Origin of the sequence: Cohnella thermotolerans DSM 17683, assembly GCF_000429825.1 — a bacterium.
GTDB lineage: Bacteria > Bacillota > Bacilli > Paenibacillales > Paenibacillaceae > Cohnella > Cohnella thermotolerans.
Genome location: NZ_KE386963.1, coordinates 1 through 21048, shown reverse-complemented (window position 1 = coordinate 21048; position 21048 = coordinate 1). Strand labels below are relative to the sequence as shown.

The 21048-nt window shown below is 57.4% G+C and carries 20 protein-coding genes; 16 read left to right on the top strand and 4 right to left on the bottom strand.

Features of this window, described 5'->3' with window-relative positions:
* Positions 1-22 precede the first annotated feature (22 nt).
* Genes G485_RS0122715 through G485_RS0122695 form a run of 5 tightly spaced genes read left to right on the top strand, consistent with a single transcriptional unit; the run spans position 23 to position 5716 of the window.
* On the top strand, positions 23-2113 hold the full coding sequence (locus tag G485_RS0122715) for a BglG family transcription antiterminator (protein WP_027094422.1): 2091 nt from the start codon (positions 23-25) through the stop codon (positions 2111-2113).
* Complete coding sequence (locus G485_RS0122710; protein WP_027094421.1) at positions 2097-2531, top strand: PTS mannitol transporter subunit IIA; 435 nt, start codon at positions 2097-2099, stop codon at positions 2529-2531. Before G485_RS0122715 ends, G485_RS0122710 begins: the two co-directional genes overlap by 17 nt.
* On the top strand, positions 2528-3715 hold the full coding sequence (locus tag G485_RS0122705; RefSeq protein WP_027094420.1) for a mannitol-1-phosphate 5-dehydrogenase: 1188 nt from the start codon (positions 2528-2530) through the stop codon (positions 3713-3715). The genes G485_RS0122710 and G485_RS0122705 overlap by 4 nt, the downstream gene beginning before the upstream one ends.
* Before the next feature lie 13 nt (positions 3716-3728).
* The gene (gene ptsP / locus G485_RS0122700; RefSeq protein ID WP_027094419.1) at positions 3729-5459 is read left to right on the top strand and encodes a phosphoenolpyruvate--protein phosphotransferase; all 1731 of its coding nucleotides are present in this window, start codon (positions 3729-3731) and stop codon (positions 5457-5459) included.
* Positions 5456-5716 (top strand): HPr family phosphocarrier protein, encoded by a 261-nt coding sequence (locus G485_RS0122695; protein ID WP_027094418.1) that lies wholly within the window; start codon positions 5456-5458, stop codon positions 5714-5716. The genes ptsP and G485_RS0122695 overlap by 4 nt, the downstream gene beginning before the upstream one ends.
* Before the next feature lie 153 nt (positions 5717-5869).
* On the opposite strand, the gene G485_RS27880 is transcribed toward G485_RS0122695, so the two are convergent.
* Entirely contained in the window at positions 5870-8242 is a 2373-nt protein-coding gene (locus tag G485_RS27880) for a WD40/YVTN/BNR-like repeat-containing protein (protein WP_051318501.1), read from the bottom strand.
* Positions 8243-8501: 259 nt separating this feature from the next.
* Positions 8502-9068 carry a GbsR/MarR family transcriptional regulator gene (locus tag G485_RS0122685; RefSeq protein WP_027094417.1) on the bottom strand — a complete coding sequence of 189 codons (567 nt, stop codon included), beginning with the start codon at positions 9066-9068 and terminating at the stop codon, positions 8502-8504.
* Between the two features lie 237 nt (positions 9069-9305).
* Here G485_RS0122685 and G485_RS0122680 point away from each other — a divergent pair, with 237 nt between their 5' ends.
* From G485_RS0122680 to G485_RS0122660, 5 genes are read left to right on the top strand one after another with little or no spacing between them, the layout of a single operon-like run.
* A complete protein-coding gene (locus G485_RS0122680; RefSeq protein WP_027094416.1) occupies positions 9306-10514 on the top strand; it encodes a quaternary amine ABC transporter ATP-binding protein in 1209 nt (402 codons plus the stop codon).
* Positions 10504-11346: an ABC transporter permease gene (locus G485_RS0122675; protein WP_027094415.1), complete on the top strand. Its 843-nt coding sequence runs from the start codon at positions 10504-10506 to the stop codon at positions 11344-11346. Before G485_RS0122680 ends, G485_RS0122675 begins: the two co-directional genes overlap by 11 nt.
* Complete coding sequence (locus G485_RS0122670) at positions 11339-12238, top strand: glycine betaine ABC transporter substrate-binding protein (RefSeq protein WP_027094414.1); 900 nt, start codon at positions 11339-11341, stop codon at positions 12236-12238. Before G485_RS0122675 ends, G485_RS0122670 begins: the two co-directional genes overlap by 8 nt.
* A 10-nt stretch (positions 12239-12248) precedes the next feature.
* Entirely contained in the window at positions 12249-13136 is an 888-nt protein-coding gene (locus G485_RS0122665) for a sensor histidine kinase (protein ID WP_027094413.1), read from the top strand.
* Entirely contained in the window at positions 13136-14029 is an 894-nt protein-coding gene (locus G485_RS0122660; RefSeq protein ID WP_027094412.1) for an AraC family transcriptional regulator, read from the top strand. Before G485_RS0122665 ends, G485_RS0122660 begins: the two co-directional genes overlap by 1 nt.
* A 33-nt stretch (positions 14030-14062) precedes the next feature.
* Here the strand turns inward: G485_RS0122660 and G485_RS0122655 are convergent, their stop codons facing one another.
* The gene (locus G485_RS0122655; protein ID WP_051318508.1) at positions 14063-14527 is read right to left on the bottom strand and encodes an HIT family protein; all 465 of its coding nucleotides are present in this window, start codon (positions 14525-14527) and stop codon (positions 14063-14065) included.
* Complete coding sequence (locus G485_RS0122650) at positions 14527-15564, bottom strand: sorbitol dehydrogenase (protein WP_027094410.1); 1038 nt, start codon at positions 15562-15564, stop codon at positions 14527-14529. Before G485_RS0122650 ends, G485_RS0122655 begins: the two co-directional genes overlap by 1 nt.
* Before the next feature lie 225 nt (positions 15565-15789).
* On the opposite strand from G485_RS0122650, the gene G485_RS0122645 reads away from it, so the two are divergent.
* From G485_RS0122645 to G485_RS30255, 6 genes are all read left to right on the top strand, one after another.
* Entirely contained in the window at positions 15790-16335 is a 546-nt protein-coding gene (locus tag G485_RS0122645; RefSeq protein WP_027094409.1) for a D-lyxose/D-mannose family sugar isomerase, read from the top strand.
* A 32-nt stretch (positions 16336-16367) separates the two neighbouring features.
* Positions 16368-17687: an MFS transporter gene (locus tag G485_RS0122640; protein ID WP_027094408.1), complete on the top strand. Its 1320-nt coding sequence runs from the start codon at positions 16368-16370 to the stop codon at positions 17685-17687.
* Between the two features lie 472 nt (positions 17688-18159).
* Positions 18160-18639 (top strand): 23S rRNA (pseudouridine(1915)-N(3))-methyltransferase RlmH, encoded by a 480-nt coding sequence (rlmH, locus tag G485_RS0122635; protein WP_027094407.1) that lies wholly within the window; start codon positions 18160-18162, stop codon positions 18637-18639.
* Positions 18640-18804: 165 nt separating this feature from the next.
* A complete protein-coding gene (locus G485_RS30265; protein WP_156922553.1) occupies positions 18805-19191 on the top strand; it encodes a hypothetical protein in 387 nt (128 codons plus the stop codon).
* Between the two features lie 17 nt (positions 19192-19208).
* On the top strand, positions 19209-20393 hold the full coding sequence (locus tag G485_RS30260; protein WP_156922552.1) for a DUF6575 domain-containing protein: 1185 nt from the start codon (positions 19209-19211) through the stop codon (positions 20391-20393).
* Between the two features lie 36 nt (positions 20394-20429).
* Positions 20430-20840, top strand: a complete 411-nt coding sequence (locus G485_RS30255) for a hypothetical protein (protein WP_156922551.1) — start codon at positions 20430-20432, stop codon at positions 20838-20840.
* The last annotated feature ends 208 nt before the right edge of the window (positions 20841-21048 follow it).

The following is a 21048-nucleotide window of genomic DNA, read 5'->3' as shown; positions in this document are numbered from 1 at the left end:
CGGAAGGGGAACGACATCGGTCATGATCGTCTCCAATCGACAACGCCGCCTGCTGGAGTTGCTGCTCAAGCGGCAGGGGGAGGTGACCGCCGGGGAGATTGCGGAGGAGCTTCAGATCAGCGTGCGAACGGTTCACCGCGAGATTCAGGAGCTGGAGTCCCTCCTTGCCGCAAGCGGTCTGGCGCTGGTCCGGAAATCGGGCATCGGCATTTCGCTTCAAGGAAGCGAGGAGGCTGTCGCGCGCTTCAAGGAGCGGCTCGGCGCTTCCGTCAGCGGTGATTATTCGCCTGAAGAACGCAAGGTGCTCATGCTGTGCCGATTGCTGGAGGAAGAGGAGCCCGTCAAGCTCTACGCCCTGGCCCATGCGCTTCATGCGGCAATTCCGACCGTGGCCCGCGATCTGGACGAGATGGAGCCGCAGCTGCGCAAGCAAGGGTTGGAGCTGGTTCGCCGAAGAGGCTACGGCGTGCAGATCGCCGGGGACGAAGCGGCGAAGCGCAGCCTGATCGCTTCGATGGCGCAGAACTACCTGGACGACTCCGATCTGTTCGGCGCGTCTTCCGATTCCGCAGCGCAGGGGCCGGTTGTCCGGGAACTGCTGCGGATGGTGGGCAAGCATCATTTTCTCGCCATCGAGCAGCTGCTGTGGAAACTGGAGGAGAACTGGCCGAGACGGCTGTCGGAGACGGCCTACACCCGTCTGCTGATCCGTCTCTCCGTGGCGATCACGCGAATGCGGGAGAACCACAGGATGGGAATTCGCCCCGACGAGCAAGCGGCTGCCGATACAGGGGCCCCGCCGCCGAAGCTGGAACGCTTCCTGGAAGCGTTCGGCCCGGATTGGCCGGAAGCGGAGAAAATCTACGTGCAGCGGCTGCTCGCCGAAGCGGAAGCGGAGGCATCGGCCGATCCCGCCACCGTCTTGGACCGATACGGGCTTGCGATCGCGGAGGCGGCTGTCGGTTTGATCCGCTCCGTGGGGAAGCGGCTGGACGTTCCTTTTGACAGGGACCGCTCTTTGCTGGACGGGTTGGTCAAGCATCTGGGACCGGCGCTGGAGCGCCTCCGGGCAGGCGAGGCGATTCGCAACCCGCTGCTGCCGCAGATCAAGAAGGACTACGCGCCTCTGTTCGCTGCGGTCAGAGCGGGCGCGGACGAGGCGCTGCCGGAGATCGACATCCCGGACGAGGAGATCGGCTACCTGGTCATGCATTTCGGCGCTTCGGCGGAGCGGTGGAAGATGTTCCCGCGAACCGTGCGGGCGCTGCTGGTATGCACGAGCGGAATCGGCTCCTCCAAGCTGCTCGCGGTTCGTATCCAAAAGGAGATTCCGCAGATCGAGCTGGTCGGGCACTATTCCTGGTACGAGGCCGCGCGCATTCCGCCGGATCGTTACGACTTGATCATCTCGACGGTCGATCTGCCGATGGAACCGGAACGCTATGTCAAGCTTAGCCCGCTGCTGACCCGGGAAGAGACGGAGAAGCTTCGCAGCTACATGTGGAAAACCGCCGCAGGCCCTCTTCCTCCGGCGTCCGCCGGTCGGAACGAAGAGGCGGGATCGCTGGAGTGGCTGAAGCGGGTCAACGCATACACGTCGGAAGTGGTTCAGCTGTTGGATCAATTCGAAGTTTACGCTCTCGACCTAGGGGGGCGTGGGCGCGATTTGCGGACCGTTCTGACGTCCATTCTCGACCGTTTGATGCCGAAGGTGAACATTCAACGTCCGGATGTGCTGGTGCGGCAGTTGATCGAACGGGAGAACAGCGGCACTCAGCGCATCGCGGATACGAACGTGGCGCTGTTCCATACGAGAAGCGAATGGGTGCCGAGATCGGTGCTGTCGCTGTTCCGGCTGGCGTCTCCGCTTCCGCTCGGCGCGGACGGCACGGCGGGAGTCCGGCACATTCTGCTGATGCTCGCGCCGCGCGACATGGGCCGTCCCGGTCTGGAGGTGCTAAGCGAGATCAGCGCCATGCTGCTGCTGCCGGAGATGATCCGGCTGCTGGAGGAAGCGGACGCGGAGGCCATTAAAGCTTTTATCTCGCGGGAGCTTGAAGATTTTATTAGACAACAAGGGAATGGGGAGAATCAACATGAGCATTTTATCTAAAGAAAAAGTGAAGCTGAACGTCACCGTGCAAGACAAATATGAGGCGATTCGGCTGGCGGGCCAATTGCTCGTCGACGCGGGTCACGTGCCTTCCGAATACGTCGACAAGATGATCGAGCGGGAGCGCGTGTCCTCCACTTACGTCGGAGGCGGTCTGGCGATGCCGCACGGCACGAACGATTCCAAGCCGCTTATTCGCTCCACCGGCATGTCCGTGCTGGTCGTTCCGGAAGGCGTCGACTTCGGAGAGGAGAAAGCTTACTTGGTCATCGGGCTCGCGGCGGTGGGCGAAGAGCATCTGGACGTGCTGTCCAGCGTGGCGGTGCTGGTGTCGGAGGAAGACGACATGCGGCGCATCCTGCAGGCCTCCTCGGAGGAAGAGCTGATCGCGATCTTCGAAGAGGGGATGGGCGAATGAAGGCGGTTCATTTCGGCGCAGGCAACATCGGGCTCGGCTTTATCGGGCTGTTGCTATCGCGTTCCGGCTATGAGATTCAGTTCGTCGATGTGAGCGAAGAACGGGTCTCGCTGCTGAACGAGCGCAGAGAATACAAGGTGACGTTGGCTAGTGAAAAGGCGGACACGACGGTAGTCCGCAACGTATCGGCAATTAACGGACGGGACGCGGAGCGCGTCGCGCGGGCGATCGCCGATGCCGATCTGGTGACGACGGCGGTCGGCCTGACGGTGCTGCCCTACATCGCGGAGAACATCGCCAAAGGAATCGAGCTGCGGCTGCAAGAGGCGCCGGCCGCGGGCGCAGGAGCGCCCGGGGTTCGCCCGCTGGCGGTCATCGCCTGCGAGAACGCGATCGGCGGGAGCACGGAGCTGAAGAAGCATGTTTACGGTTATTTGTCTCCGGAGCTTCAGGAGCGCGCGGCCGGTCGGATCGCCTTCCCCGATGCGGCGGTGGACCGGATCGTGCCGCTTCAGCAGCACGAAGACAAGCTGCAGGTGACGGTCGAACCGTTCTACGAATGGGTGGTCGACCGTTCCGCCCTGCCGGAAGGCTATCCGCTCATCGAGGGCGTTCATTACGTCGACCGGCTCGGGCCTTATATCGAGCGGAAGCTTTTCACCGTCAACACGGGCCATTGCTGCGCCGCTTATCACGGCTATTTGAAAGGGTATTCGACGATTCAGGAAGCGATGCGGGACGAGGAGATCGTCGCCCGAATCCGCGGGGTGCTGGGAGAGACGGGAGCCGTGTTGATCCGGCAGTACGGGTTCGACGAGACGGAGCATCGCCATTATATCGATAAAATTATCGACCGGTTCCGCAATCCTTATCTGACCGACGAAGTCGTACGCGTCGGCCGTTCGCCGATCCGCAAGCTGGCGCCGAACGACAGGCTGGTCCGTCCCGCTCTGCTCGCCTACGATCTTGGCATCGACACGACCTATCTGGCCGGCGCGTTGGCCGCGGCTCTGCGATTCGACTATGCGGTGGATCCGGAAGCGGCCGAGCTTCAGCTGGCGATCGAGGAGCAAGGACTTAGCGAGACGCTGGTTCGCTACACGGGCATTCCTGCGGATCACCCTCTTCACGCCGCAGTCGTCGCCGCCTACGAGTCGCTTGCGCCGCAGCGTCAGGAAGCGTAAGGAGGGAAAAGTTATGGCAAAACAACTGCAAGGGATTGCCGCGTCGCCGGGGCTCGCCATCGCCCGGGCGGTCGTTCTAGACGCGGAGGCGTACGTGCCGGTCCGGGGTTCGGTGGAGCAGCCGGAGCGGGAAGTGGCGCGCTTCCGGGACGCGATTCGGCAGGCCCAGGCGGAGATCGAGCGCATTCGGGCGGTGGCCGAGGAGAAGCTGGGAGCCGAGAAGGCGGCGATCTTCGAAGGACATCTGCTTATCCTGGAGGACCCCGATCTGATCGAGACGGTCGAGGAACGGATCCGGGAGGAAGCGGTGAACGCGGAGTACGCGCTGTATGAGGCTTCGCAGACTTTTATCGAGGCGCTGAGCCAGCTCGAAGACGAGTCGCTGCGGGAGCGGGCGGCGGACGTGCGCGATGTCAGCGGGCGCGTCATCAACGCGCTGCGCGGCGTTCAAGGCGGCGACCTGTCGCAGCTCGCCGAGGAGTGCGTGATCGTGGCGCCCGACCTGACGCCGTCCGATACGGCGCAATTGAACCTGGACGTCGTGCGGGGGTTCGTGACCGAGATCGGGAGCCGCACGTCTCATTCGGCGATTATGGCCCGTTCCCTGGATATCCCCGCGATCGTGGGCGCCGGCGCCGGCGTCCGCGACATCGCGTCCGGCTCCGTCGTCGTGCTGGACGCCGTCGAAGGAGTGCTGCTGGTCGATCCGAGCCCGGAGGAGCTGGCTCTCTATCAGGACAAGAAGGCCCAATACGACCGGCGCAAAGCCGAGCTTCGTCAGTGGGCCGGGCGGGCCTCGGTGTCGGCCGACGGCCATCGGGTCGAGATTGCGGCTAACATCGGCAAGCTGGAAGACGTTCAGAAAGCGCTGGACAACGGCGCCGAAGCGATCGGGTTATTCCGCACGGAATTTCTCTACATGGGCCGCAGCGATCTGCCGACCGAAGAAGAGCAGTTCCAAAGCTACAAATATGTGTTGGAGAAAATGGCAGGAAAACCGGTGGTCATCCGGACGCTGGACATCGGAGGGGACAAGGAGCTTCCTTATATGGACCTGCCGAAGGAGAGCAATCCGTTCCTCGGCCAGCGTGCGCTTCGCCTCTGCCTGGAGCGGCCGGACGTGTTCCGCACCCAGCTCCGCGCGCTGCTGCGGGCGAGCCGCTACGGGAACCTGAAGATCATGTTCCCGATGATCGCCGTCCTCGAAGAGCTGCAGGAGGCGAAGAAGATTCTCGCAGAGGAGAAGCGGCAACTGATCGCTTCCGGCGTGGAAGTCGCGGACTCCATCGAAGTCGGCATGATGATCGAAATTCCCTCAGCGGCCGTGTCGGCGGATCTGTTCGCGAAGGAAGCGGACTTTTTCAGCATCGGCACGAACGACCTGATTCAATATACGATGGCCGCCGATCGGATGAACGAGACGGTGTCCTATCTGTACCAGCCGTATCACCCGTCCATCCTGCGCCTGATCCGCCACGTTATTGACGCGGCGCGCGCGGAGGGCAAGTGGGTCGGCGTCTGCGGCGAGATGGCGGGCGACCTGACCGCGATTCCGTTGCTGCTCGGCCTCGGCCTGCACGAATTCAGCATGAGCGCGGGCTCCATCCTCCCGGCTCGGGAGCTTATCGGCTCGCTGTCTTTCGGCGATTGGCAATCCCTCTCCAAGCAGGCGCTGTCGCTGCGCGGCCATCGGGAAGTGCAAAGCTTCGTTCAGGAACAACTTCAAAGGAGAGTCAGCGTATGATTACTCAATCGTTTACGGTAACCAACCCGGCCGGCTTCCACGTTCGTCCGATCAAGACGTTCGTCCAAGCCGCCAGCCAGTTCCCTTGCAAAGTGAGCGTGCTCAGCAAAGGCAAGAAGGTCAACGGCAAAAGCTCCCTCGGCTTGCTCACCCTCGGCATTGCCGCCCAGGATGAAGTGACGCTGGAGATCGACGGCGATCAGGAGCAGGAAGCGATGAAGACGCTGGGCGAGCTTCTCGTCCGGATCCATGAATAATTTCATGCAGGAGAATAGGCCCAAGAGCTCGGCAGGGATGCCGGGCTTTTTGCTATGTATCGGGATATCAAAAAAAGGACATGCCCCTGAGGCCCGCGTACAAAAAAGGCAGCCTAACGGCGGACCGAATCCCGCCTTTAGGCTGCCTGTTCTCTACGGCTTACCGTTGCGCAAGTCGCCCTGCACGATGCCGAGCCCGTTCGTGCCGACATAGACGCGCCCGTACACGCGAGGGTCGCCGGTGATCGTCCGGTTCGCGGCGCCGAACTGATGCTCGTCGTCGTTGATCCGCACCCACGTTTTGCCCGCGTCGTCGGAGCGATAGATGCCGAACTTGCCGTTGATTTTCGCATACGTATACAAAGCCATATACGTCTTGCCCGGCGCCGCCTTGCCGAAGCCGATCGTGGCCGCTTCCTGGATTGAATCCAGCCTCTTGAAGGAGCGGCCGGCATCGGTCGAATGATACAACCCGAAGGCGCTTTGCTGATCGGTGTTGTCGGCGGCACCCGCCAGCCAGATATCGCCGGCAACGCCAGGGACCGCCTTGAACTTGCCGGTCAGCTTCGCCGGCAGACCCGTCGCCGCCGAGGCCGCGAACGTCCGGCCGCCGTCCGTGCTGACATAGAACGTGCCGTTCGCGAACCCGTAGAACCGGTTCGGATCGACGCGGTCGGCGGACACCATCGCGCCATCCGGAATGCCTTCGGACGCGGCCCACGTCTGGCCGAGGTCCTTCGAGTAACTCACGTGCCGCGGAGCCGCGTCGGACGTGCTTCCGGGACTCCAGACGATCGCGCTTCCGTCCGCTCCGACCGCAACCCAGCCGCCGTTCGTCTGATCGCGCGAATCCGGCTGATCCTTATTGTCCCCGGTCAGCGGCAGCGTCGTCCACGGATTTCGGGCGGGCGTCCACGTCTGCCCGTTATCCTGCGATACGCCCATCCCCGCGTCCACGCCGTTCGTATTGCCTACTCGCACGACGAGGTTCGGGTTCAGGTCGGCGTAGTCGAGGTCCGTGCTCGTTCCGATGTACGGATTCGTGATCATGTTCGGCGCCTTCGTCAAATCCGCGTGGCGGAATCCGCCGATATCGCCCAGCGCGCTCAGCAGCGGAGCTCCCGAGGGCGGGCTGACAAGGCCGAGCACCGACGTCTCTTCGATGCCGTTCGCCATGACGGAGATGTTGACTTTCCCGCCCGTATCGAATGAAGTGAGGTTGTCCGTTCCGTATACGGTCGCTCCCGTCCCGTACATCATGCGGTCCGAATTGAACGGGTCGATCTCCAGGCTTGCGATCATCCAGCCGAGCTTCGGCGCGATCTCCGGCGCGATGTCGGCCGGCTTCTTGCCCCAGTCGAGCCACGGCGCCAGCGAATAATCGATCGTGAACGCGTTGTCCCGGGCGGGCGGCCAGCCCGTGCTGGAATCCATCGTCCAGAACGGCTTCCACGTCTTCCCGCCGTCCGTGCTGCGGTAGATGACTTCGTCCGGATACCACTTGTTCATCGTGGCGACCACGAGCGTATCCGGGTGCTGCGCGTCGACCGACAAGCCGCCATAGGGGCTGTTCGTGTTCCCGGCGCCCGTCGGGCTAATGTCCGCCCACACGCCCGTCTTCGTGTCGTACTTCCAGACGGAGCCTTGCCCGCCGTTGTAAGGCCCGACTTCCTGCGCGTACGACACGTACAGCATGCCGTTCTTGGACAGCACGCCGCGGTTCGGCAGGAAGCCCTGCGCAGGCTGGCCGGGAACCGGCTCCCAGGTCGCGCCGCCGTCCAGGCTGCGGTAGACGCTGTGCTCCGTGTCGGCGACGCCGACGTAGATCGTCTGCGACTTGCGGCCGGACCCGCCCGTCGTCGGATCGAACGTAATCCACGCCACGCCCACCGTATCGCCGTAATCATCTTTGACATTCCCCGTCGCCGTGAAGCTGTCGACCTTGTGCCACGTCGCGCCGAAATCCTCGCTTCGCCACAGCCCGTTGCCGCTGCGAGCGCCCAAATAAAGAATCCGGTGGTCGTTCGGATCGATCGCCAGCCGCTCGCCCATCGAGCGGGCCGGCATGTTGCCGCCCAGCTTGAACGGAAGCTCGGTCCGCTTCCACGTCCTGCCCTTGTTGGCGGAACGCAGAATCACGCCATTGCTGTCCGTCCAATCGTTCGTGTACGTGCCCGACGCCACATAGACGCGGTTCGGATCGACCGGGTCGGTGGCGATGCTCTCGACGCCGAGCATGTTCCACTCCTCCATGCCGACGAAATCGAGCAGCTGCACCCACTTCTTGCTTGACGCGTCCCAGCGGTAAGCGCCGCCGATGTCCGTGCGGGCGTAGATGAGATCCTTCTCCTTCGGGTTGAAAACGATCCCCGGAACGAATCCCCCTCCGACGATTTGCACCCGGCTCCACTGGTAGTTTTCTTGCTTGGCATGACTTGCGGACGACGCCGTTTCGGCGGACGCGGTTCCCGCGATGCCGACGAACAAGGCGGCGGCCGTCAGGCAACTCGCCAGCTTGCGCAACATAAACGTGTCTCCTTCCCCTGTGAGATGAGCGAATGTAAGCGCTAACAGAGATGTCTATCAAATTTTAGCTCCGCACGCCGGAGAAAACTACAGTGAGAATTCGCCCTAAATTCATGGCATTTTTCTATATGGGAACCATCGGGCAAGCAGCCGTACTCGCGATTATCAATCATTAAAACAAAAAACGCGCGATGATGAACCCGGTCCCGGATTTTTCGCGCGTTGGAGACTTATGGTTGCAGAGTTCGGCAAGCTGCCGTCATTTCGGCGGAGCGTCCTTCGGAACGAGCTTGAAAATGTCGCCCGATTCAAACGTCTCGATCAATCGGTTGAGCCACGAGTAGTACCGGATCGCTTCGTCGATCTTGGCCAGGTCCGCTTGCACCTGCTGCTGAAAGTCCTCGTCTTCGGCATGCTTCGCGGACAGCTCCAGCATCTCCGACTTGGACTTGCGCAACGCGTGCAGATTCATCTCCGACGCCTTCCGCCACTTGAGCGAGAAGAAATCGGCGAACGTCTGGAACCAGTCCAGCTCGACCTCGTACAGGTCCTTCCGGGAGCCCTTCTCCCAAACCTTGTTCACCATCTTCAGGTCGACCAGCGTGCGCACGGCCGTGCTCATGCTCGTCTTGCTCATCTCCATGGCTTGGCCCATCTCGTCGAGCGTCATCGGTTTGTTCTGGAAAAAAAGCAGTCCGTACAGATGGCCGGTGGATTGCGTAATGCCGTACAGATCCATGTTGTTGCCGATCGCTTCGATGATTCTTTTCCTTGCTTTCTGTATGGCCTGTTCCTGTTCAAGGGTCAAACCCTCGATGCGCTCCATCTGTAAGTTCACCTGACCTTTGTGTTGTACAATCGCTATTGTAAAAAACCCGGGCCACAAAGTAAAGAAAGCCTGAAAGTTGAAATAGGGAGGAAAACGGAGCATTCGAGAGTAAACTTTGTACAGAATTTACTGTACGAACAGATATTACGGTAAGTTCCGTTGACAGCGAACGCTCCATGTTTTTACACTTAAGTACATAGCCGGATACGAACTTGGAAGAAATGGGGTGAACGAATGGCGATCATTGAAGTGCGCCAGGCAACCAAAGTCTTCGGTCCCGACCCGGATTCGATCCTTCGCCTGCTGGACGAAGGGTGGTCGAAGGAGCGGATTTACCGCGAGAAGCATCATACGGTCGGCGTCAACAACGTGTCGTTCGCCGTGGAGCCGGGAGAAATCTTCGTCATCATGGGTCTCTCCGGAAGCGGCAAGTCGACGCTCGTGCGGATGCTGAACCGGCTCATCGAGCCGACCCGCGGAAGCATCTACGTTCACGGCGAGGATATCGTGAAGATGAACAAGGAGAGCTTGCTCCGCGTTCGGCGGAAGCAGATCGGCATGGTGTTCCAGAAGTTCGCCTTGTTCCCGCACCGGACGGTGGCGGAGAATGTGGAATACGGCCTCGAAGTGCAGGGCGTCGCCAAGGCGGAGCGCCGGGCGAAGGCGCTCGATGCGCTGCGGCTGGTCGGTCTGGCCGATTGGGCGAACAGCATGCCCTCCCAGCTTAGCGGGGGAATGCAGCAGCGGGTCGGTCTGGCCCGGGCGCTGGCGAACGACCCGGACATCCTCCTCATGGACGAGGCGTTCAGCGCGCTCGATCCGCTCATTCGCAAGGAGATGCAGGATGAGCTTCTTGAACTGCAAGAGAAGATGAAGAAAACGATTATATTCATCACCCACGACCTGGACGAAGCGCTGCGCATCGGCGATCGGATCGCCCTGATGAAGGACGGCAGCGTCGTGCAGATCGGGACGCCCGAGGAAGTGATGATGAATCCGGCCAACGAGTACGTCGAACGGTTCGTCGAGGACGTCGACTTGTCCAAGGTGCTGACCGCCTCTTCGGTCATGCGCCGGCCGGAGACGATCGGGCTCGACCGGGGGCCGCGCGTCGCGCTGCAGCTTATGCGCGAGAGCGGCATCTCGAACCTGTTCGTCGTGGACCGCGGCCGGAAGCTGGTCGGGGTCATTACGGCGGAAGACGCCTCCGCCGCCGTCCGCGAGGGCCGGAGCCTCGAGGACATCGTTATCCGCGACGTTCCGGTCGTGACGCACGATCGGCTGCTGTACCAACTGTTCGATATTTGCAGCAGCGCGAGACACCCGGTCGCCGTCGTGGACGACAACGAGCGCTTGATCGGGGTCATCGTCCGCGGCGCCGTACTGGGCGCGTTGGCCGGCCATCCCGTGCAGGCGGAGGAGGTGCGGGTCGATGTTTCCTAAGCTGCCGCTGGATCGATGGGTGGAGGCTTTCGTCGACGCGCTGGAGTCGGGCTTGGCGCCCTTATTTAACTTTATCTCGTTCTGCGTCGAAGGCGTCGTGAACGGCATCGCCGATTTGTTCCACTGGATTCCGGCGCTGGTGTTCATTGTGCTGGCCGCCGCTTTGGCTTATTTTCTGGGCAAATGGAAGTTCGCGCTGTTCACCGCCGTCGGTCTTCTGCTCATCGACAATCTCGGTTACTGGGACCACACGGTCGACACGCTGGCGCTCGTGCTGACGGCGGCGCTCATTTCCGTCGTTGTCGGCGTTCCGCTCGGCGTCTGGTGCGCCCAGAGCGACAAAGTCCGCGGCGCGCTCACGCCGCTGCTGGACTTCATGCAGACGATGCCCGCCTTCGTCTATCTCATACCCGCGGTGACGTTCTTCGGCCTGGGCGTCGTTCCGGGCGTCATCGCCTCGGTTATTTTCGCGGTGCCGCCGACGATCCGGCTGACGAATCTGGGCATCCGTCAGGTGCCGGGCGATCTGGTCGAAGCCGCCGACGCCTTCGGCTCCACGCGCAACCAGAAGCTGTTCAAGCTGCAAATTCCGCTGGCGATGCCGTCCATTATGGCCGGGATCAACCAGACGATCATGCTGTCGCTGTCGATGGTCGTCATCGCGTCGATGATCGGCGCCCAGGGCATCGGGGCGGACGTCTACGGCGCCGTGACGCAGATCAAGACGGGCCAAGGCTTCGAAGCCGGACTCGCGATCGTCGTGCTGGCGATCGTGCTGGACCGCATGACGCAGAACATGGTGAAGAGGAAAAGGAGAGGATCGAATGGTTAAGTTTGCGACCCGAGCTCTAATCGCCGTTGGATTGTCGGGCGTCCTGGCGCTGACGGGTTGCTCGACGGGGAAATCCGGCGGCGCAAGCGGGGGATCGATCGGCGATCAGGTGAAGCATGAAATTATCGGCATCGATCCCGGAGCGGGCTTGATGAAGCAAACGCAGCAAGCGATGAAGGATTACGAGTTAACCGACTGGAAGCTGGTCGAGGGGTCGAGCGCGGCCATGGCGGCGGCGCTGGATAAGGCGTACAAGGACGAGAAGCCGATTATCGTCACCGGCTGGACGCCGCACTGGATGTTCGCCAAGTACAAGCTGAAATATTTGGAGGACCCGAAGGGCTCCTACGGGAAGGACGAGGAGATTCATACGGTCGTACGGAACGGCCTGAAGAATGACGCTCCTTCCGCTTACGCGATGCTGGATAACTTCGAGTGGACGCCGGACGACATGGCGGTCGTCATGTCCGCGGTCGTGGACGGCAAGGACCCCGCAGAAGCGGCGTCGCAATGGGTGAAGGACAACGCGGACAAGGTCGACGGCTGGGTGAAGGATCTTCCCAAGGAAGACGGCAAGAAGCTGAAGCTGGCCTACGTGGCCTGGGATTCCGAGATCGCCAGCACGAACGTCGTCAAGCAGGTGCTGGAGCAGCGGCTCGGCTACAAGGTCGACACGTTGCAGGTGGAAGCGGGCCCGATGTGGGCCGGCATCGCGAACGGAAGCGCGGACGCGATGGTCGCCGCCTGGCTGCCGACGACGCACAAGGACTACTACGAGAAGTATAAAGGACAGTTCGAGGATCTGGGCGCGAACCTGGTCGGCACGAAGCTCGGCCTCGTCGTTCCGGAATATATGGACATCAACTCGATTGAGGATTTGAAAACGAAGTAAGCTGCAAAAGATGGAGGTCGGCGAGGGGCCGTCTGCCGGGGATGCGAACCCGGGGGCGGCCTATTCTTGTTGCCGATGCAGGATTACGGATTCCGCGCACGCGTCGATCGAGCGGGTCGAGGAACAGAGGCGGAGGCTGCTGACGGAATTTTCCCACGAGCTGCGAACGCCGCTGACGAGCATTCGGGGAACGCTTCAGGCCGTCTCGGACGGTATTCTGTCTGCGGAGGAGCGGAAGGAGTTCGCCGACCTGTCGCTCGCCGAGACAGAGCGGCTCGGGCGGTTGATCGGCCAGATTCAGGAATTGCCGGCTTTCGAGGAGCACCGTGTGACGTTCGACTTCCAGACGGTGAACATGGCCGAGCTTGCCGAGCAGACCGTTATGCAGATGAAGCACAAGGCGGAAGAAGCGGGTATGCGGTTGTCGGCGGAGGGGGACCGGGAGCTCTACGCCAAGGCCGATCCGGCGCGCCTGCGCCAGGTGCTCGTCAATCTGGTCGGGAACGCGATCGACCATAACGGTCCGGGAACCGAGATCGCCGTTCGTCTGCGGCGACACGGGAACCGGGCCCTGCTGACGGTGGCCGGCTCCGCTTTCGCGGAGGAATCCGCCCCGAGCGGCAGCTCGGCGGCGGCAACCGCCGGTACGTCGCAGCCGTCGACCTGGAAGAGCGAGACGGCCGCGCTTCAAGCTCAGCTGCAGTCGCTGCGCGCCGCCCAGCAGAAGGAGTTGATCGCGCAGATCAAGGCGCTTCACGCCTCCAACAAGTCGGAACTGAAGGTGTTGACGAAGCAGGAGAGCGCCGCTTCGATGGAAATAAGGTTTCTCCCTTTGTTTGTCGAAAATCAACATGCTACAATGGGTGAAAAATCCCTGCGAGAGGAAACGAGCGATTGATGAAATGGAGAGACAGCCAACTGCAGGTGTTGTGGCTCGCACGTGTGGACTATTCCCGAAACAGCGGGATCAGGAAGCACTCCCACGACTTCTACCAGCTTCTTCAAATCATCGACGGACAAGGCACCATTGAAATAGAAGGACAATCGTACCCCGTGCTCTCCAATCATTGTTATCTGTTTAACAAAGGGATCGCGCATGGCTTCCATTTTACCGAAGATACGATTACGTTCGACGTCAAATTCGCGATGGCGGAACCAATGGAAGCCTGCCTGGCCAGTCGGGAATGGTCTGGAGGCGTGCCGGTCCGGCATCTGGATCGGCTGAAGGAGCTGTTCCGGCTCTCCAGCGACAACCTGAAGCAATCCCATCCTCTGCTGCCTTTTCGGATCGACATCGGATTTAAAGCGATCATCTTGGATTTGATATACGATAACGATAGCCCGCATGCCGTCCAACCGCTCACTCCGCCGGTCGGCGAAGCGGAGGAAAGCTTCCCGATGGTTCAATACCTGAAGCAGAACTTGTCCGCCAAAGTCAGTCTGGAACAAATGGCCGAGCATTTCAACTTCAATCCTCACTACCTCATCGAACGGTTCAAACGCAACCTGGGCACCACGCCCATGAAGTATTTGCAATCTTTGCGTCTGGAGAAGGCGAGGGAATACCTGGAGTTCACTTCCTACTCCGTCTCGGAGATCGCGGAGCTGGTCGGGCTAACCCCGCCCTATTTCTCCAGACTCTGCCTGGAGCGCTTCGGCATGCCGCCGATCAAAATCCGCGAGCAAATGCGCACCGTCGTCGGGAAAGACATCATTCTCGAGGAAGATTTCAGCATCGAAGCGCAGCCGACGATTACGACAAATGCCGAAGACGAATCAGAGCCCCTGTAGCCTGACACAACAGGGGCTCTGCATTCTGTCCGGTCACCGCTTCAACTGCGACCGAATGATCTCCACGATTTTCCGATATCCGTCCGGATCCAATGTCTTCCGGGAAGGAGGAGCGTTTACGAACGCTTCTCCCCATTCCTCAGTCCCCTTATATTTGGGAACGAGATGAACATGCAAATGGGGAACGAGATCGCCGTAGATGCCATAATTCATCTTGTCCGGCCGAAATGCGCCGTAGATCGCTTCGGCCGCCAGGGAGACGTCCTCCATAAACAGTCTCAGCTCCGTCCGATCCAGTTGGAACAGTTCCGTCGCGTGGCGGCGATAGGCGACGATGCACCGTCCGCCATGCGTCTGATCGCGGTTCACATACAGCGTCGAGACTTGAAGAGCGGCAGCCTCGATCATCAGGCTGTCCAGCTTCTCGTTCTTGCTGCAGTAGAAGCAATCCGGACGGTCCGAATGGATCTGCTTCAGGCCGCCCGCTGTCTCCCGCATCAAGAGCGCTTGACCTCGCAATCGATCATGACGTGAATGGTAGTTCCGCTCCGCTCGTTGCGAAGCTTGAACGCTTCCTGAATGTTTTCCAGCGGGAAAATGTGCGTGATCGTCTCTTTCGTATTGACCAAGCCTTCCGTGACAAGCCGAAGACCTTCTTCGAAATACCGGCGGTTGTCGATGTCGCGCTTCGGTTCCGTCGACAGGATGTCGAGGCGCTTCTTGTGCACTTTGAAGAAATCGATGGGCTTGTGGCTCGTGCCGATGCATCCGTACATCACGATCCGGCCGTTCTGCGCGGCCGCGTCGATGGCGTCCACCATGCCGGAGCCTTCGAGCAGACAAGGGATGACCACATCGAAGCCGTCGGGGAAGTCCCGGCCGACGATATCCATCGTTCTCGTCTCGGGCGACGGGAGCTTGTAAGTGTGCGTCGCGCCGTACTTCCGGGCGAGCGCCAGCTTCTCATCGAACAGGTCGGTAACCACAAGATTTCGCGGGCTGAAAAGACTGACGACCTGCGTCATGGCCAGGCCGCTGACCCCTTGCCCCATAATGAGCACGTTCTTATGGGGCGAGATTTCGGCGCGTTCCGCCGTATGGATCAGCGGAGGCAGAATCTCGATCAGGGAGCCTTCGATCAGCGGGAAGTCCTTGGGCAGCACCTTGACCGCGAACGGACTGCAGCATACGTATTCCGCGAAAGCTCCCCATACATACCGCAAGGTGACATGATCCCCTTCCTTCAAACCGATAACGTTGGCTCCGACCCGGTCGATCACGCCGGCCACTTCGTGCCCCAGACGGGTGGGGTAAGTCAGAAACTCCGGTTCGCGGGCTCCCCGGTAAACTTCCAAATCGCTTCCGCAGATGCCCACCCACTTGACTTTGATCCTCACTTCGTCGTCCTTCGGCTCTGGAATGTAAGCCCGCTTAATTGAAATGGTTCCTTGATCTTCCATGACCGCGCACAATTGCGTGCCGGGACCGTCGTGTTCAACCAATTGCATCGGGGGAACCGTCATCTTGCGCACCATAATAAAAACCTCCTAAGTTGTAGAATTCGTCGATGCCTCAAGTTTAGAGGGAACGCTTACATGCGGCTATATCGAAAATTCATGTTTATTTGCTTTAAATTCACCAATGCCGGATCCGGCAGCAACAACCTGAATTTTGGATAAATACAGGTGCGTTTTCGATATGGCGTTGTTCGGGGCGGGGAGCCTACAATGATGGCAACAAGATGAAAGGGGTTACATGACATGATCAGCAAACAAGAGCGCCAATCGGTTAAAGAAGAGACGCTCCGCTACTTGAAGGAAGCGGGAATCGCGCTCACTCCGCAGGAAGCGGAATCGCTGGAGATTGCGGACTTCGGTCTGGGCCGTATTCGGGAAATCGGTCTGCAGCTCGTGGTCTACGTGAATACGGACCGTTACTGCGCGAAGGAGCTCGTACTCCTGCCGGGGCAAACCTGTCCCGAACACTATCATCCGCCCGTGAACGGAACGCCGGGGAAGGAAGAGACGTTCCGATGCCGCAGAGGTACGGTCTATTTATATGTGCCGGGCGAGCCGGCGGAGCAACCGAAAGCCGTCATCCCCGAAGGATATGGCGAGTATTTGAACGTCTGGCACGAAATCTTGCTCCGCCCCGGGGAACAGTACACTATTCTTCCCGGCACGCCGCATTGGTTTCAAGCCGGGAGCGAAGGGGCGATCGTCTCGGAATTCTCGTCCACGAGCACCGACGAGAACGATATTTTTACGGATCCCCGCATTGTGAGAATCCCTGTCGATCCATCCTGACGATGGCAGGAGTATAAAAGGAGGAAATTCCGATGAGTGTTGCATCCATAGAGAGACAGACGATGAGAAAAGTAACGATACGCATTATTCCTTATTTGTTTATCGCTTACCTGATCGCCTTCCTTGATCGCGTCAGCATCACCTATGCTTCCATGGGGGGCATGGACGAGGAACTGCATTTGTCGAGCAGCGTGTTCGGCCTGATCTCCGGGATTTTCTTCATCGGGTACTTCCTTTGCGAAGTGCCCAGCAACATTCTGCTCAATCGGTTCGGAGCCCGCAAATGGATTGCCCGCATTCTTCTGACTTGGGGTCTTGTAACCGCTATCACCTCGTTTGCCGACAGCGCCGGCCATCTGTCGATTCTGCGTTTCTTGCTGGGGGTCGCGGAAGCCGGCTTTTTCCCGGGCATGATCCTTTACATTACGTATTGGTTCAGATCCAAAGAACGGGCGAACGCAGTCGCCCTGTTTATGACGGCGCCTCCTCTGGCGAACGCTTTAGGCGCTCCCGTCTCGACTTGGATCGTGCAGCACGTACATTGGGCGGGCATCCCGGGATGGCGCTGGCTCTTTGTCCTGGCGGGCATTCCCGCGATCATCCTGGGAATCGTCACGTTGTTCTATTTGCAGGATAAGCCGGAGAACGCCAAATGGCTGAGCCGCGAAGAGAAAGATTGGCTGATCGGCGAGCTTAGAAGGGAAGAGTTGGAGAAGACCACTACGAAAAGCCTGTCCTTCAAAGAAGTGTTTCGAGATCGCATCGTATGGAAATTTTCGCTGATCAACTTGACCTATGTGGTCGGTCTGTACGGAATCAGCTTCTGGATGCCCCGGATTATTCAATCGCTGTCCGACGTTCTGACGGACACGCAGGTCGGACTGATCACCATGCTCCCCTATCTTTGCGGAGCGGCGGCGATGGTCTGGATCGGGCGGCATTCCGACCGCAAGGGAGAGCGCAAATTCCATGCCGCCTTCGGACCGCTGCTCGGAACGATCGGCCTTGTCGGCGTCCTGATCTCCCCAAGCCCGATCATATCGGTTGTCATGATCTGCGTGGCGACTGCGGGACTGTACAGCTTCTCCGGCCCGTACTGGGCGTTCACGTCCGCAACCGTATCGGCCGAAGCCGCCGTCGTAGGAATCGGAATTATCAATTCGGTCGGCAACTTCGGTGGATTCGTGGGTCCCTATGCCATCGGGCTGTTGAACGATGCGACAGGAAGCGTTGCCTGGGGAATCGCATTCCTCGCCCTCATGCTGATTCTGACCTGCCTTCAAGTCCTGGGGGTCAGGAAGCCCGGAACGCGTCCCCAAGCCGATAAACCGGCCGCGGAAAGCGCCGTGTGAACGGCGGCCCCAAGTTTCGAGGCCCCGGCAGGCGCCGGAGGAGCCGGCCCAAGAGGCCGAACGCCGGGGCGTCACGATCGGGCTGGAAGCGGCCGCTTCGGCCGGGAGGGCCGGGCTGCGGCGAGAAGGCAGCTGGGCGAAACGGGAATTTGTTATATGTATGAGGAATGGATGAGGCTTGAAAAGGCTTGACTGAGGCTTGACTGAGGCTTGACTGAGGCTTGAGAAAGACTTGAGAAAGACTTGAGGGAGCTCCTTGCGCGGGAGCTCTTCCTTTTTGAAGCGCCGCCGTTCCTTCAACTGCTTGCCCAGTTCCTTCGCTTCGGCGTTCTGGCTTTTGTTTTGTCCTCTCGAGCGGTTGCCCGACGTACAGCGCTGTTATGGTGGCCTGCCAACGGGCCTTTTCCTTTGCGTAAATCGGGTCAATAGGATAAGCTGTGAGCATAAGGAAAGCATCGGAGGCATTGGAAACATGCACATTCAGGTCGTATGCGTAGGCAAGCTGAAGGAGAAGTATTGGTCGGACGGCGTGGCGGAATATGCGAAAAGGCTGGGCGCCTACGCCCGGCTGGACATCCGCGAGCTGCCGGACGAGAAGGCGCCGGACTCCATGAGCCCGGCGGAGGAGGAGCAGGTGCGCGTGCGCGAGGGCGAGCGCATCCTGGCGGCGCTGAAGCCGGACGCACACGTGGTGGCGCTCGCCATCGACGGCGAGAACTGGTCGAGCGAGCAGCTCGCCGCGCACTTGGAGCGCCAGGCCGTCTACGGCGGTGGCTCCGTCGCCTTCGTCATCGGCGGCTCGCTCGGCCTGTCGCCGGCCGTGTTAGCGCGCGCCGACAAGAAGCTGTCGTTCGGGCGCATGACCTACCCGCATCAGCTGATGCGGGTGCTGCTGCTGGAGCAGGTTTATCGGGCGTTTAAGATAAACCGGGGTGAACCGTATCATAAGTAATGGTAAAGGAAAGGTTTGAACTTAAAATAGAGGTTAGAGCGCTAAATATTATATAGAGTTCAAAGAAGTGTTGGAAAATTCTATATCAAACTCATAATGTCCTCTGGTACAATAGACTCAATTATAGGAAGCCTTTCCTGAGTCTATTGTAAGGAGTAGGTCTTTTTGACAATTGCTAATAATAGCCTATATAAAAGCCCTATGCCGGTTTTAAATTGCCCGCCGCAAGAAGCCCAAGAAAAAAATATTGAAACGGTATACAGATTAACGCTAAATAATCCGCCATTAGATGAAGATTTCTTGAGTCACATTGAAGCGAATAAACAATATCCCCCAGGAAAAGAATGTGTAGCTTCTTCGGTATCTGTCTATAAAGATAAAGAAGAGGCAGAGAAACAAAAGAATAAAATTCCTGCTTATAAGCGACGAGGGTTTATCGCCGCAGGGCCAATTGAGGCGAATACTGGTGTAGTCCTTGAATCAAAACTCTCTTCCCATGTTGATTGGTGGCTTTATAAGGGACAAAAAGTAAGTCACTTGTTTAAGGTTTAGTTAATGAGGGGTTCAATATGGATTATAGACTGCCTACTCCAATCGGTGATCTAAAAGTACTTGAAGTTTTTGAATATATTGATGGTCCTAAGGTTTTTTCCTGTGAAAATCCTGAGGGCCAAGTTTTTGTTACCAATTGGATCGATACCACCCCTCAATCAGATACATGGTTTTATGTACCTGTCAGTAAAAAACGTCTTAATCAAATACGCACAGGATTTATTTCATTAAGAGAATGCATTGTGAATGCAGAAGAGGGATATGTATGGGAAGTTATTACACCAGCTAAAGGAACCGGAGCAGTATTAGTCAAAAAAAGATTAGTCCAAACAATAATTGAAGATGAGTTACCCGACATAGATTCCTATGTAGAATTACCAGACAAGGAGATCGATGATCTTTCTTTACTTCCTGCAAAAACAGAGATTATTCGTTCAGCTCGGTTAGCAAGGAGAGATGTTTTAGATCTTTCTTTAAATACGAATAGTAGTCATGAGCATGAAATAGATGCTTACGTTTTAGGGTCAGCATTACTTTATACACAAGACATGGTGAATTTTATTCCATTTCAAAATAAAGCAACAGGAAGATATAAATTAGGTAAAGAAAGAAGTGAAAGAAGTAAACTGAAAGCTGTCGGTTTCTATGCTGCTTCTTTTGGAGTTAGGCTTGAATCTGAAGCGCAAACTGATTTATTTGGTGACACAGTATTGTCTGGAGCGCTTGAAACCTTTATGAATTTATTAGATTCAACTAAGGATATTAAAGAACTAAAACAGAAGATAAATAACCTAAATCTAAAAGTAATTCAAATCTATTATGAGTTTCTGAAATTGCTTGATAATGAAAATGTTGAGTTAATAGCCGAATGGGCTTCTCCAAATGAAAAACATATGGTTTCACGACTTAATAAAGAGAATATTTCTACGGCGATAAGAGCAATTAATGAAGAAGTGAGAATCGAGGAACATCAAATAACTGTGAAGGGCGAACTTGTAGGTATTAATGTGAAAAGAAATAAATTCAATCTAATTACTGAAAATGACGAGCATATTTATGGGTTAATAGCGGAATCGTTAAGAAATACCAAATTCACAGTACCACTACAGGTTGAAGCTAATATACGGGAAAGAACCGAGGCAAATCTCCTGACTGGGAAAGAAACAGTAACGTATATGTTAATTGGTATTAACGCTTTATAAAAATTTGTTATTTTGGTAGAGGGACGGGGGGTTAAATTGATTAAGGAAATTCCGAGGCCGTATCAAGAAGCAGAATTGTACATGGAATTGCAAGGGTTTGACGTAAGACTTGCAATAATGAAAACGCGGGATTTTTTGCAAACATTGGGGGATGCCCAATTATCACTTACATATGCTGATAAAAGGGAACATGAGATTGGAGATGAGAGACTTTTAAATATTATATCTCGAACTCATATAAGACATGCATTAATCGATTATAATGGATGTTTCGATCTGCTCCTTCAAATCCCATGGTTTTTATTTAGATTATGGAAGGTAAAAGGAGTTCGAAGGAATAAACGAAACTGGGTAATTAGGGCTGAAAATGTATGTAATTATGAGGATGTTGTAAACCAGTTAAAACAATTTCAAGAGGATAATGTTAAGAATTTTCTGAATGATTGATTGGATTTTATAATAGGGCTTGCTGAACGAACAAAAAATCCTTATTCCACAAGGGATTTGAGCTACTTTTGTCGAATTTATCTGCAAGGAAAACATAGAAAATTGGCAAAAAACCTTGCAGATGGAGTGAGCGAACGTGTTCGTGCCGAATCGGGATATGGCAGATCTGTTGGAAAATTTCTACTTACCCTTTGGCGGGAAGCTTAAT